11 protein-coding genes are annotated in these 13664 nt (G+C 66.0%); 4 read left to right on the top strand and 7 right to left on the bottom strand.

Annotation, left to right across the window (positions count from 1 at the left end; genetic code table 11):
- Positions 1-160 precede the first annotated feature (160 nt).
- Positions 161-616, bottom strand: coding sequence for an Lrp/AsnC ligand binding domain-containing protein (locus AC1DJT_RS24825; protein ID WP_441488044.1), 456 nt, complete (start codon positions 614-616; stop codon positions 161-163).
- A 128-nt stretch (positions 617-744) separates the two neighbouring features.
- On the opposite strand from AC1DJT_RS24825, the gene putA reads away from it, so the two are divergent.
- Both putA and AC1DJT_RS24815 read left to right on the top strand, forming a co-directional pair.
- Entirely contained in the window at positions 745-3864 is a 3120-nt protein-coding gene (gene putA, locus AC1DJT_RS24820; protein ID WP_476835073.1) for a bifunctional proline dehydrogenase/L-glutamate gamma-semialdehyde dehydrogenase PutA, read from the top strand.
- On the top strand, positions 3861-4376 hold the full coding sequence (locus AC1DJT_RS24815; RefSeq protein WP_476835072.1) for an RNA pyrophosphohydrolase: 516 nt from the start codon (positions 3861-3863) through the stop codon (positions 4374-4376). The genes putA and AC1DJT_RS24815 overlap by 4 nt, the downstream gene beginning before the upstream one ends.
- 82 nt (positions 4377-4458) lie before the next feature.
- Here the strand turns inward: AC1DJT_RS24815 and atpC are convergent, their stop codons facing one another.
- The 6 genes from atpC to AC1DJT_RS24785 all read right to left on the bottom strand — a co-directional run bounded on the left by atpC (position 4459) and on the right by AC1DJT_RS24785 (position 11969).
- The gene (gene atpC / locus AC1DJT_RS24810) at positions 4459-4872 is read right to left on the bottom strand and encodes an ATP synthase F1 subunit epsilon (RefSeq protein ID WP_441488041.1); all 414 of its coding nucleotides are present in this window, start codon (positions 4870-4872) and stop codon (positions 4459-4461) included.
- Between the two features lie 141 nt (positions 4873-5013).
- Positions 5014-6483 (bottom strand): F0F1 ATP synthase subunit beta, encoded by a 1470-nt coding sequence (gene atpD / locus AC1DJT_RS24805; RefSeq protein ID WP_476835071.1) that lies wholly within the window; start codon positions 6481-6483, stop codon positions 5014-5016.
- Positions 6484-6556: 73 nt separating this feature from the next.
- Positions 6557-7426, bottom strand: a complete 870-nt coding sequence (locus AC1DJT_RS24800; protein WP_476835070.1) for a F0F1 ATP synthase subunit gamma — start codon at positions 7424-7426, stop codon at positions 6557-6559.
- Between the two features lie 43 nt (positions 7427-7469).
- The gene (gene atpA, locus AC1DJT_RS24795) at positions 7470-8999 is read right to left on the bottom strand and encodes a F0F1 ATP synthase subunit alpha (RefSeq protein WP_441488039.1); all 1530 of its coding nucleotides are present in this window, start codon (positions 8997-8999) and stop codon (positions 7470-7472) included.
- Entirely contained in the window at positions 8999-9571 is a 573-nt protein-coding gene (locus tag AC1DJT_RS24790) for a F0F1 ATP synthase subunit delta (RefSeq protein WP_441488038.1), read from the bottom strand. The genes atpA and AC1DJT_RS24790 overlap by 1 nt, the downstream gene beginning before the upstream one ends.
- 211 nt (positions 9572-9782) lie before the next feature.
- Positions 9783-11969 carry a primosomal protein N' gene (locus AC1DJT_RS24785; RefSeq protein ID WP_476835069.1) on the bottom strand — a complete coding sequence of 729 codons (2187 nt, stop codon included), beginning with the start codon at positions 11967-11969 and terminating at the stop codon, positions 9783-9785.
- A gap of 76 nt (positions 11970-12045) precedes the next feature.
- Here AC1DJT_RS24785 and AC1DJT_RS24780 point away from each other — a divergent pair, with 76 nt between their 5' ends.
- Positions 12046-12972 carry a tyrosine recombinase XerC gene (locus AC1DJT_RS24780; RefSeq protein ID WP_476835068.1) on the top strand — a complete coding sequence of 309 codons (927 nt, stop codon included), beginning with the start codon at positions 12046-12048 and terminating at the stop codon, positions 12970-12972.
- Positions 12973-13053: 81 nt separating this feature from the next.
- The gene (locus AC1DJT_RS24775; RefSeq protein WP_441504434.1) at positions 13054-13629 is read left to right on the top strand and encodes a DUF4337 domain-containing protein; all 576 of its coding nucleotides are present in this window, start codon (positions 13054-13056) and stop codon (positions 13627-13629) included.
- Positions 13630-13664 lie beyond the last annotated feature (35 nt).

Genomic DNA, 13664 nt, shown 5'->3' with positions numbered 1-13664 from the left:
GGCAGGACCCGTTCGAACGGAACGCGACCAGCAAATCCCATGCCGTGGCGTCCTATGCTCAAACTGGCCGAATACAAAACAAGGTCAAGCGCATAGCGCCGAAAATGCATGCACTGCGCCTAAAATATAACGCGACGTCACCAGGCCCGATCGCGATCGGCTAAAGCGGCAGCGCTCCGTCGGTCTTGACCTCCTCCATCACGGCATAGGTCCGCGTCTCACGCACCGCCGGCAGCGCCAGCAGCACTTCGCCGAGGAAACGACGATAGGCGTTCATATCGGCCACCCGCGTCTTCACGAGATAGTCGAAACCGCCGGCCACCATGTGGCATTCCAGCACTTCGGGCGCCCGTTTCACCGCGGTTGCGAAACGCTCGAAGGCGTCGGGCGTCGTCTTGTCGAGATAGACCTCGACGAAGACCAGCAGATGCAGCCCCAGCTTCAGCGGATCGAGCGTCGCGCGATAGCCCGTGATGTAGCCGTCTCGCGAGAGCCGCTTCAGTCGCTCACCGGTCGCGGTTGGCGACAGGCCAACCTTTTCAGCCAGTTCGACGCCGGCGATGCGCCCGTCGGATTGCAGCATGGCGAGGATACGCCGGTCGGTTCGATCGAGCACGGGATTATTCTCTAAAAGCTCCGGAATATTCGAAGATAGATAAAGGCCATCACGGAAAATGGCCATTGATATCCGGCCACGCAAGCGCGATCCTTGAAATCATCCCGTCATTCATTCGGAATCGCACCATGGCCGCTCCTGCCCCCCGTCCGGTCGCCCCGTCCGGTCGCCACGCCTTCCGCGCGCCCTATGCCGAAGACGATACGACGATTGCGGCACGGCTGCTTGCCGGCGCCAGGCGCGAACCCGCAGCCAAGGCGAGGATCGACCAGCGCGCGACCGGGCTGATCGAGGCCATCCGGACCCGCAAGGTCGGCCTGGGTGGCATCGAGGAACTCCTGCGCGAGTACTCGCTCTCGACCAAGGAGGGACTTGCGCTGATGGTTCTGGCCGAAGCGCTGCTGCGCGTGCCGGATTCCACGACCGCCGACCAGTTGATCGAGGACAAGCTCGGCCAGGGCGATTTCGCCCATCACGAATCCAAATCGGATGCCTTCCTGATCTCGGCTTCGTCCTGGGCGCTTGGCATCACCGCCCGCATCATCCAGCCGGGCGAGACGCCGACCAGCATCATCGGCAATCTGTCGAAGCGCCTTGGCCTGCCGGCCGTCCGCACCGCCACCCGCCAGGCGATGCGTGTCATGGGCAATCATTTCGTGCTCGGCCAGACCATCGAGGAGGCTCTGAAGCGCGCTCGCTCGGGCACCGGCAAGCTCTATCGCTATTCCTTCGACATGCTCGGCGAAGGCGCACGCACCCAGGCCGATGCCGACCGCTATTTCGCCTCTTACGCCGCGGCCATCGACGCAATCGGCCGCTCGGCCGGCAATGACCCTCTGCCGAACAGGCCGGGCATCTCGGTCAAGCTGTCGGCCCTGCATCCGCGCTATGAGGCCACCAGCCACGAGCGCGTGCTGAGCGAACTCGTGCCCAAGGTCATCACGCTGGCCCAGCAGGCCAAGGGCTACGACCTGAACTTCACGATCGACGCCGAGGAAGCCGACAGGCTGGAACTCTCGCTCGACGTCATCGATGCGGTGACGGCAGATCCGACGCTCGCCGGCTGGGACGGCTTCGGCCTCGCGATCCAGGCCTACCAGAAGCGCGCCTCGGCGGTGATCGACCATATCGCGGCCCTGGCCGAGCGCCACAACCGCCGCATGATGGTGCGCCTGGTCAAGGGCGCCTACTGGGATACCGAGCTGAAGCGCGCCCAGGAGCGCGGCCTCTCCGACTACCCCGTGTTCAGCCGCAAGGCGATGACCGACCTCAACTACGAGGCCTGCGCCGCGCAGCTGCTGGCCTTGCGTCCACGCATCATTCCGCAATTCGCCACCCACAACGCATTGACGGTCGCAGCGGTCGCCGAGATGGCGGGCGGCTCCCAGGGCTTCGAGTTCCAGCGCCTGCACGGCATGGGCGAGGCGCTCTATGAGAGGTTGCTCCAGGAGGATTCCGGCTTCGCCTGCCGCACCTACGCCCCGGTTGGCGGCCATCAGGATCTGCTTGCCTATCTCGTGCGCCGTCTGCTCGAGAACGGCGCGAACTCCTCCTTCGTCAGCGTGTCCGGCGACCCTGACGTACCGGTCGCACAGCTGCTCGTACCCCCTGCCGACATCATCGGCACCTCGGCAGCGGCTCGCCATCGCCGAATTCCGCTTCCCGCCGACATGTTTGGCGCCTCGCGCAAGAACTCGGCCGGCGTCGAGCTTGGGCATGAGGCCAGCCTCGTCGCGCTTCAGTCGGAGATCGGCCAGGCAGCAGCCAAGCCGTTCCCCGAGGCGACGGTGATCATCGACGGCAAGCCGGCCGGTGGCGTCTCCCGCCCCGTCCTGTCCCCGATCGATGCCCGGCAGGTCGGGACCGTCCTGGAAGCCGATGATGCCCTGGCCGATCGCGCCATCCAGGCGGCCCAGGCCGGCTTCACCAGCTGGAACCGCACCCCCGCCCGGACGCGCGCTGCCGCCCTGCGCAAGGCTGCGGACCTGATGGAGGACCGACGCGGCCTGCTGCTCGCACTGCTCCAGGCCGAAGCCGGCAAGACGCTTGACGATGCCATTTCGGAGGTGCGCGAGGCCGTCGATTTCTGCCGTTACTATGCGGCCGAAGCCGAAGYGCATTTCGCCACGCCGCAGGTACTTCCCGGCCCGACCGGCGAGGAGAACCGCCTGATCTTGCGTGGGCGCGGGCCGTTCGTCTGCATCGCGCCCTGGAATTTCCCGCTGGCGATCTTCTCGGGCCAGGTCGTTGCCGCGCTCGTCGCCGGCAATAGCGTCGTCGCCAAGCCAGCCCCGCAGACGCCGCTGATCGCCGCCGCTACGGTCCGCCTGCTCCACGATGCCGGCATTCCAGCTTCCGCCCTCCATCTCGTGCCGGGAGACGGCAAGGTCGGCGCCCGGCTCGTCGCTCATCCAGCCGTGGCCGGCGTCGCCTTCACCGGCTCGACCGCAACGGCGCGCGCCATCAACCGGACGCTCGCGGCCAAGGATGGGCCGATCGTTCCGCTGATCGCAGAGACGGGCGGCCTCAACGCCATGATCGTCGATGCGACCGCCCTGCCTGAGCAGGTCGCCGACGACGTCGTGATGTCGGCCTTCCGCTCGGCCGGGCAGCGCTGCTCGGCGCTGCGCCTCCTGGTGGTGCAGGAGGATGTCGCCGACAAGATCCTCGAGATGATCGTCGGTGCCGGGAAGGAGTTGAAGCTCGGCGATCCGCGCGCCATCGACGTTCATGTCGGTCCGGTGATCGATGCCGCCGCCAAGAGCCGGCTCGACAATCATGTCGCGGCGATGCGCGCCGAGGGCCGGGTCGAATGGGCCGGCAGCACGCCGGCGCTCGGCGGCACCTTCGTCGCACCGCATATCGTCAAGCTCGACGACATCTCCGACCTCACCCAGGAGCATTTCGGCCCCATCCTGCATGTCGTGCGCTGGAAGGCCGGGGAACTCGACAAGGTCATCAACCAGATCGAGGCCACCGGGTATGGGCTGACGCTCGGCGTGCATTCGCGCATCGAGACGACGGTCGAGCGGGTTGCCGAGCGGCTCTCCACCGGCAATGTCTACGTCAACCGCAACATCATCGGTGCCGTCGTCGGTGTGCAGCCCTTTGGCGGTCACGGCCTGTCCGGCACTGGCCCCAAGGCTGGCGGACCGCACTATCTCGCCCGTTTCGCGACGGAGCAGACGGTCACGGTCAACACGGCGGCAGCCGGCKGCAATGCCAGCCTGATCGCGATGGGCGAATGAGCAAGGCAGGGCGAGTGAACAAGCCCTATCGGCCCAATGTCGGCATTGCGCTCTTCAATGCCCGGGGGCTCGTCTTTGCCGGACGCTCATGGAGCGACGGCCCGGAGATCGTCCACCCCGGACATGACTGGCAGATGCCGCAGGGCGGCATCGCTCCGGCCGAGGAGATCGTCGCAGCAGCGCGACGCGAGCTGGCCGAGGAAACCGGCATCAGCGAGGCCGCGCTCTTGGGCGTCACCGCGGAGTGGTGGCGCTACGACTTCCCGCCCTATGACGGGCCGCCGCACCGGCTCGATCGTTTCGCGGGGCAGGAACAGCGCTGGGTCGCATTCCGCTTCACGGGCAGCGAGGCGRCGATCGACATCGGCCGCCCGAACGGGGACGCCCCACCGGAGTTCACCGAATGGGCCTGGCTGCCGCTGGCCGAAATGCCGGCCCGTGTGACGCCGTTCAAGCGCGAGACCTATGAGCGCGTGGCCGAGGCCTTCGGGCATTTCGCCAGACCGGCCTGATCTCGGGACGCAACGTGCAACAAAAAAGGGCCGCTCGCGCGGCCCTTATGTCATCTCGATGCCGGAAGGCAGGTACGCGATCTCACGCAGCCTTGCGCTGCTGGAAGACGCCCTTGAACTCATGAAGCTGGATCAGCAGCTCCTGCAGGCGACGCTGTTCGTCTTCGGTCGGCGCAGCCGCCAGGCGGGTTTCGACCCGGAGGATTTCGGCGTCGAGCACGTCATTGTCKACGTCCTCGATGAAGCCGGCCTTCTCGGTCAGGATCGTCAGGGCCGTGGGATTGGCTTCGACGATACCGCCGCCAACCACGAATTCCTTGCCGTTGCCCGGCCCCGTCTGGGCGAGCACGATACCCGGCTTCAGCGCGGCGACGATCGGCACGTGGCCGGCGAGAATGGTCATCTCGCCTTCGACCGACGGCACGATGACGCTGACGACTTCGCCCGAGAACAGGATGCTCTCCGGCGAGACGAGTTCGAACTTGAAGGTGGCCATCAAGGGCTCTCCCGCTGCTTCAGTCATCCCGGCTGGAGCGCAGCGTGGAGCCGGGATCCAGGCCAAGGCCTGTGTCGTCGATGCTGGGGCGCGGCTCCCGGGCTGGCTTGCGCCATCCCGGATAGCCGTTGCCCCAGCGGATTACGCCGCTTCGGCAGCCAGGCGCTGGGCCTTCTCGACTGCTTCGTCGATCGAGCCGACCATGTAGAAGGCCGCCTCCGGGAGGTGGTCGTACTTGCCCTCGACCAGTCCCTTGAAGCCCTTGATGGTGTCCTCGAGCGCAACGAGCTTGCCGGGCGAGCCGGTGAAGACTTCGGCGACGAAGAAGGGCTGCGACAGGAAGCGCTCGATCTTGCGGGCGCGGGCGACCGAGATCTTGTCCTCTTCCGAGAGCTCGTMCATGCCCAGGATCGCGATGATGTCCTGCAGCGCCTTGTAGCGCTGGAGGATCTGCTGGACCTGGCGGGCGATGTTGTAGTGCTCTTCACCGACGATCGCCGCGGACAGCATGCGCGAAGTCGAGTCGAGCGGGTCCACCGCCGGGTAGATGCCCTTTTCCGCGATCGAGCGCGAGAGCACGGTCGTGGCGTCCAAGTGGGCGAAGGAGGTGGCCGGCGCCGGGTCGGTCAGATCGTCCGCCGGCACGTAGATCGCCTGCACCGAGGTGATCGAGCCCTTGTTGGTGGTGGTGATGCGCTCCTGCAGGTTGCCCATGTCGGTCGCCAGCGTCGGCTGATAGCCCACCGCCGACGGAATACGGCCGAGCAGCGCGGACACTTCCGAGCCGGCCTGCGTGAAGCGGAAGATGTTGTCGACGAAGAACAGCACGTCCTGGCCGCGGTCGCGGAAATCCTCGGCGACGGTCAGGCCCGAGAGAGCGACGCGCATGCGGGCGCCCGGGGGCTCGTTCATCTGGCCATAGACGAGGGCGCATTTCGAGCCTTCGCCGCCGCCCTTCTTGTTCACGCCCGACTCGATCATCTCGTGATAGAGGTCGTTACCCTCGCGGGTGCGCTCACCGACGCCGGCGAACACCGAGTAGCCGCCATGGGCCTTGGCGACGTTGTTGATCAGCTCCATGATCAGAACGGTCTTGCCGACGCCGGCGCCGCCGAACAGGCCGATCTTGCCGCCCTTCGCGTAGGGAGCCAGCAGGTCGACGACCTTGATGCCGGTGACCAGGATCTGCGCTTCCGTGGCCTGCTCGGCATAGCTCGGCGCAGGCTGGTGGATGCCGCGAGTGGTGGAGGTCTTGATCGGGCCAGCCTCGTCGACCGGCTCGCCGATGACGTTCATGATGCGGCCGAGGCACTCGTCGCCAACCGGAACCGCGATCGGCGCGCCGGTGTCGCTCACTTCCTGGCCACGGACCAGACCTTCGCTCGAATCCATCGCGATGCAGCGCACGGTGTTCTCGCCGAGGTGCTGCGCAACCTCGAGAACCAGGCGGTTGCCCAGGTTCGTKGTCTCGAGCGCGTTCAGGATCGCCGGCAGCTCGCCATCGAACTGCACGTCGACGACGGCGCCGATGACCTGAGCGACGCGGCCCGTACCGGTATTGGCGGACTTCTCGGTCTTGGTCTTGGTGGTCTTGGTTGCGGCTTTGGCCATGGTCGAACCTCGATGAGCGTTCAGCTTTACGGACAAGCCTGCGGGCTTAAGCGCCGCGCAGGCCCTTCAGGCGTTAGAGCGCTTCCGCTCCGGAGATGATTTCGATGAGTTCCTTGGTGATCATTGCCTGACGCGAGCGGTTGTAGAGCTGCGTCTGCTTCTTGATCATCTCACCGGCGTTACGCGTGGCGGAATCCATCGCCGACATGCGCGCGCCCTGCTCGGAAGCGGCATTCTCGAGAAGCGCCCGCAGCACCTGGACAGTCAGGTTGCGTGGCAGCAGAACGTCGAGAATTTCGCCCTCGTCGGGCTCGTACTCATAGACGGCGTCGGTCGTCTTGGTCCCCGCCGGGATTTCGGCCGGAATGATGCGCTGGGCCGTCGGGATCTGCGAGATCACCGACCTGAACTTCGAGAAGAACAGCGTCGCGACATCGAACTCGCCGGCGTCGAAGCGTGCCAGGACGTTCTGCGCGATTGTCTCGGCATTGACGAAGCCGACTTGCTTGAAGCCGCGCAGGTCGACCAACTCGATGATGTCCTGCTCGAACTGCCGGCGCAGGATGTCATAGCCCTTCTTGCCGACGCAGATGATCTTGACCGTCTTGCCCTCGGCCTTCAGCGCCTGCGCCTTGTCACGCGCCAGACGCGCGATCGAAGAGTTGAAGGCGCCGCACAGGCCGCGCTCGGCCGTGCAGACGACGAGCAGATGGACCTTGTCCGAGCCCGTGCCGCCAATCAGCCTTGGAGCGCCGTCACCGGCGACACCAGCAGCCAGACTGRCAAGCACCGTCTCCATGCGCTCGGCATAGGGACGCGCCGCTTCCGCCGCGCTCTGGGCGCGGCGCAGCTTGGCAGCCGCGACCATCTGCATGGCCTTGGTGATCTTCTGCGTCGCCTTCACTGAGGCGATACGATTTCGCAGATCCTTCAATGAAGGCATCGACGATCCTCATATTGCCGGGGTGATGAAACCCCGGTCGACCTCAAGCGAACGACTTGGCGTAATCAGCGACGATCTCTTTCAGCTTCGCGGCATTCGCGTCCGAAAGATCCTTGGTGTCGCGGATTTCGTTGAGTAGGGCGATATGCTTGCCGCGCACCAGCGCGAGCAGGCCGTCCTCGAAAGCGCGAACCTTGTTGACCGGCAGCGGGTCGAGATAGCCGTTCACGCCGGCATAGATCACGACCGTCTGCTCTTCCATCTTCAGCGGCGAGAACTGCCCCTGCTTCAGGAGCTCGGTCAGGCGGGCGCCGCGGTTGAGCAGGCGCTGCGTGACCGCGTCGAGATCCGAACCGAACTGCGCGAAGGCAGCCATCTCGCGATACTGCGCGAGCTCGCCCTTGATCTTGCCGGCAACCTTCTTGGTCGCCTTGGTCTGCGCGGCCGAACCGACGCGCGACACCGAGAGGCCGACGTTCACGGCCGGGCGGATGCCCTGGTAGAACAGGTCGGTCTCGAGGAAGATCTGGCCGTCGGTGATCGAGATCACGTTGGTCGGGATGTAGGCCGACACGTCGTTGGCCTGGGTTTCGATGACCGGCAGCGCCGTCAGCGAGCCCTTGCCGGCCTCGTCGCCCATCTTGGCGGCGCGCTCGAGCAGGCGGGAGTGGAGATAGAACACGTCGCCCGGATAGGCTTCGCGGCCCGGCGGGCGGCGCAGCAGGAGCGACATCTGGCGGTAGGCGACGGCCTGCTTCGACAGGTCGTCATAGATGATGACGGCGTGCATGCCGTTGTCGCGGAAATACTCGCCCATGGCGCAGCCGGCGAACGGAGCCAGGAACTGCATCGGGGCCGGATCGGAGGCCGTGGCCGCCACGACGATCGAGTATTCGAGCGCACCGCGCTCCTCGAGCACCTTCACGAACTGCGCGACGGTGGAACGCTTCTGACCGATGGCGACATAGACGCAGTAGAGCTTCTGGCTCTCGTCCGTGCCTTCGTTCAGGGCCTTCTGGTTGAGGATCGTGTCGAGCGCCACGGCGGTCTTGCCGGTCTGGCGGTCGCCGATGATCAGCTCGCGCTGGCCACGGCCGATCGGGATCAGGGCGTCGATCGCCTTGAGGCCAGTCGCCATCGGCTCATGCACGGACTTGCGCGGAATGATGCCGGGCGCCTTCACGTCGACGCGCGAACGGATCTTTGCCTTGATCGGGCCCTTGCCGTCGATCGGGTTGCCGAGCGCGTCGACGACGCGGCCGAGCAGCTCCTTGCCGACCGGCACGTCAACGATCGCGCCGGTGCGCTTGACGGTCTGGCCTTCCTTGATCTCTCGGTCGGAGCCGAAGATGACGACGCCGACATTGTCGCTCTCGAGGTTGAGCGCCATGCCGCGCACGCCACTCTCGAACTCGACCATCTCACCGGCCTGGACCTTGTCGAGGCCGTAGACGCGGGCGATGCCGTCGCCGACGGAGAGAACCTGACCGACTTCGGTGACGGAGGCTTCCGACCCGAAATTGCTGATCTGAGCCTTCAGGATCGCGGAGATTTCAGCGGGGCGGATTTCCATCAGCCGACCTCTTTCATGGCAAGACGAATTGAATTGAGTTTGGTTTTCAGCGAGGCGTCGACCATCCGCGAACCCATCTTGACGACGAGACCGCCAATGATGGCCGGATCGACCTTGATAGCGACGGCAACATCCTTGCCCGCCACATCCTTGAGCGTCGCGCGGATCTCGTCGAGGCGCTTGGCCGACGGCTCCTCGGCGACCGTGACTTCGGCACTGACGATGCCCTTGGCTTCGGCGACGAGCGCACGATAACCGCGGATCATGCCCGACAGCGCGAACAGGCGGCGCTTGCTGGCGACGAAACCGATGAAATTGCCGGCGATACCGCCGATGCCCGCCTTGGCCAGCAGGGCGGTGATTGCAGAGACCTGCTCCTCGGCCGTGAAGACCGGGCTGCTGATCAGCCGCTTCAGATCGTCGCTCTCGGCGATCATCGCGCTGAATGCGTCGAGATCGGCCGAAACGGCGTCGATCGCACTGGCCTCCGAAGCCAGTTCGAATAGCGCCGTGGCATAGCGCCCGGCTACGCCCGACACCAATGTCTGATCCTGCGATCCGCCTTCAGCCACGCTCACATCTCTCGTTCAATGGACTGCACCGGCGACCTTCTTGATGAAGGTGGAGTGCATCGTCCTGGCGCTGCGATGTTTCAGACAGACGAAAGCCGCGCGAGTGCGCACCTTGCGTCCGAAATGTGGCGGTGCACTAACATGAGGCTTTGGGGGGCGCAATCCGTAGATCGCGATCAACAGGGCCGTTTTCCGCAGCCGGGCCCTGCACTCACAGGAAGCTTTGCGGGTCGACATCGACCTGAACCCGGACGGAACCCTTCGCTCGCGGAGCGCTCTTCAGCCAGGCACGCAGGTAATCCTGCAGATTGACCTCACGTGCCGTTTTCACGATCAAACGCATGCGATGCCGCCCCCGTAGCACGGCAAGAGGGGCTTCTGCGGGCCCCAGAACGACGACTCCGTCCGGCGGTGCCGCGCAGCGCGCCAGTGCACGGGCATGATTTTCGGCCTCCGCCTGGCTGTTGGCGGAGACGATCAGTCCGGCCAGACGCCCAAAGGGCGGCAGGCCGGCAGCCTCACGAGACGCCGCCTCTGCGGCATAAAACCGCTCCGGGTCGCCCGAGACCAGCGCCTTGAGCACGGGATGGCTGGGATCATGGGTCTGGAGCAGAGCTCGGCCCGGCTTCTCGCCCCGGCCTGCCCTCCCCGTCACCTGACGCAGGACCTGGAAGGTTCGCTCGGCCGCGCGGGGATCGCCCGAGGTCAGGCCGAGATCGGCATCGACGACGCCGACCAGTGTCATCCCCGGAAAATTATGCCCCTTGGCGACGAGCTGGGTACCGATGACGATATCGAACTCCCCCTCCGCCACTGCCATCAGTTCCTGCTTCAGCCGTTCGGTACCACCGGGGAAATCGCTGGAGAGCACGATCGAACGCGCATCGGGGAACAGCGTCGCGACCTCTTCCGCAAGCCGTTCGACACCGGGTCCACAGGCCGCGAGGCTTTCCGGCGCATGACAGGCCGGGCACTCGTGCGGCCGGCGTTCGACATGGCCGCAATGATGGCAGACCAGCGCCCGCCGAAAGCGATGATCGACCAGCCAGGTCGAGCAGTTCGGGCACTGGAACCGGTGACCGCAATCACGGCAGAGCGTCAGCGGTGCGTAGCCGCGGCGGTTGAGGAACAGCAGCGACTGCTCCTTCGCCTCCAGATTGGTCGTGATGGCCTTGACGAGCGCGCCCGAAATCCAGCGCCCGCGTTCAGGCTTGTCGCGCTTGAGATCCACKAGATCGAGCGTCGGCAGTTCCCGCCCGCCAAAACGTTCCGGCAGTTTCAGATAGGCATAGCGCCCGCGCTCGGCATTGACGCGCGTTACCAGCGATGGCGTCGCAGAGGTGAGGATGACCGGCGCCTTCTCGATCATGCCGCGCACCACCGCCATGTCGCGGGCGTGATAGCTGACGCCGTCCTCCTGCTTGTAGGCGGCCTCGTGCTCTTCATYGACCACGATCAGCCCGAGATCACGGTAGGGCAAGAACAGGGCCGAGCGCGCGCCCGCCACCACTCTCGCCTCGCCGCTTGCGATCGCCGCCTGCAGCCGCTCCCGCCGCCGCCCCGAGACTGCCGAGTGCCAAAGCCCGGGCCGCACGCCAAACCGGGCCTCGAAGCGGTCGATAAACTGCGCCGTCAGCGCGATTTCCGGCATCAGGATCAGGCTCTGGCGACCGATCCGGATCGCCTCCGCCACAGCTTCGAAATAGACCTCCGTCTTGCCCGACCCCGTGACGCCCTCGAGCAGGGTCACGCCGGAGGCCGCCGCCTTGACGGACGCAACCAGTGCCGTCGCCGCCGCGGCCTGTCCCGCCGACAGGGCCGGTCGCGCGTGATCCGGGTCGGGAATGTCGACGACCTCACCGCGCGGCAGCGCCTCGATGGCAAAAGTCCCCGCATCGACKAGCGAATCGATCACCGCCCCACTCACCGAGGCCGTCTCGGCCAGCGCCGATTTCGCGATCAGCAGGCCGCCCTCCGCCGCCGCGATGGCTCGCGCCCGGGCCGGCGTCATGCGCTGGGGCGGCGGCCCGACGAGTCGGACGCCCATCTTCGGTCGTTCCGGCGTATCATCGGGCGGGCGCCGCAGCGCAAGCGCCAGCACCGAACCCTTGGCCGCAAGCGTGTACCAAGCGACCCAGTCGACCAGCTTCATCAGGGCCGGATCGAGCGGCGGCATGTCCATTTTGGCGCTGACGCGCTTCAGGTTGCCACCACGCCCCGAGCCCAGGCTCCAGACGACGCCCACAGTCTCGCGCGGGCCCAGCGGCACCTGCACGATATCGCCGGGTTTGAGCGCGAGCCCGTCTGGAACCGCATAACTATACGCCTGATCGAGCGCGAGCGGGATCAGCACGTCGACCGTGCCGCCTGTTTCGATGCCTGTCTCAACCTCGCTCATGCGCCCGTGTCTAGCATCGATTCGGTCCCTGTTAAGGCAGGGGCGTCATGCTCGGCTCAGACCACAGGGGACGCCGATGACCGATTTCGAGACCCTGCGCCAAAACTGGCTCGTCCATCTCGCCAGCGAGCGCCGTCTTTCACCCAAGACGCTCGAGGCCTATGGCCGCGACCTTGCGCAGTTCTCCACCTTTCTCGACGGCCATTTCGGCGGCAAGCCGACCCTCGAGAATCTGGCAGCGCTGAAGCCGCTCGACTTGCGCGCCTTTCTCGGCCAGCGTCGGCGTGACGGCGTCGGCAACCGCACACTGATGCGCCAGCTTGCCTCGCTGCGCTCCTTTGCCCGCTTCGGAGAACGCACCGGCAAGCTCACGGCCTCGGCCTTTGCCGCGACGCGCGGGCCGCGCATTGGAAAATCGCTGCCGCGCCCGCTTGATGCCAAGGCCGCAAAGGCCGTGATGCAGGCCGATATCCGCGCCGGCGAGGACCGCGAAACCTGGATCCTGGCACGAGACGCAGCCGTGCTCGCCCTGCTCTATGGCTGCGGCCTGCGCATCTCCGAGGCGCTTGGGTTGTCGCGCGCGCAGGCACCAAGGAGCGCATCGGATACGCTGACCGTGATCGGCAAGGGCCAGAAGACCCGCATGGTGCCTGTTCTGCCGGTCGTGGTCACCGCGATCGAGGAGTATCTCTCGCTCTGCCCCTGGCGATTGCCGCCGGAGGGCCCGCTCTTCCTCGGCGCCAAGGGTGGACCGCTCTCGCCCCGCATCATCCAGCTCGCGGTCGAGGGCCTGCGCGGCGCGCTCKGCCTGCCCTCGTCTGCGACCCCGCATAGCCTGCGCCATTCCTTCGCGACCCATCTGCTCGGGCGTGGCGGCGATTTAAGGGCCATCCAGGAGCTACTCGGGCACGCGTCCCTCTCGACGACGCAAATCTATACCCGCATCGATTCGGCCCGTTTGATGGCGGCTTATGATGCGGCCCATCCCCGCGCCCAACGATAAGAGCCCAAGGCGAGCGAGCCCCCTTGATTCCGCCGCGGAACCCGGCCATTGCCCGCCGTCTCCGGGGGGAACCAGAATCGCATGTCTTCGCCAGCAGCCGACGTCACCGAAACCGCCACCAGCGGCAGCAACAAGCGCATCGCCCTGCTCATCGCGATGCTCGCCCTGATGCTGGCCTTCTCAGAAATCGGCGGCAAGAACGCCGAGCAGGAATCGATCGCCAAGAACATCGAGGCTTCGAATCTCTGGTCATTCTTCCAGGCCAAGACGATCCGCGGCACCACACTGCGCACGGCCGCGGAGGCGATGGAGATCGATCTCGCAGCCGCGACGGACCCCGCCACCCGCGAGCGCATGCAGAAGCGCATCGACGGYTGGAAGCAGACGATTGCGCGCTATGATTCGGAGCCCGAGACCAATGAAGGCCGCAAGGAACTGGTCGCGCGCGCCAAGACGGCCGAGGCCGTGCGTGACATCGCAGCGGCCCGCGACGACAAATACGACATCGTCTCAGGCCTGCTTCAGATCGCGATCGTGATTTCCTCGGCCGCGATCATCACCGGCGTGACGATGCTGGCCCTCACCGGCGCCGGCCTTGGCGTGATCAGTTTCGCCCTGATGCTGGTGGCGCAGTTCGCGCCGACCGCGCTGTTCTGAACCCTCACACGGTCTGTGGCGGCGCAGGCCATGGC

It is taken from the genome of Allobosea sp. 05T422_2 (genome assembly GCF_056396265.1).
Note: the sequence above shows the minus strand (reverse complement) of the source record. Positions and strands in the feature narration are given on the sequence as shown.

Bases quoted from the DNA above. Each gene is read 5' to 3' on its own strand.
- atpA (WP_441488039.1), bottom strand. From the start codon at position 8,999: ATGGAAATCCGCCCCGCTGAAATCTCCGCGATCCTGAAGGCTCAGATC.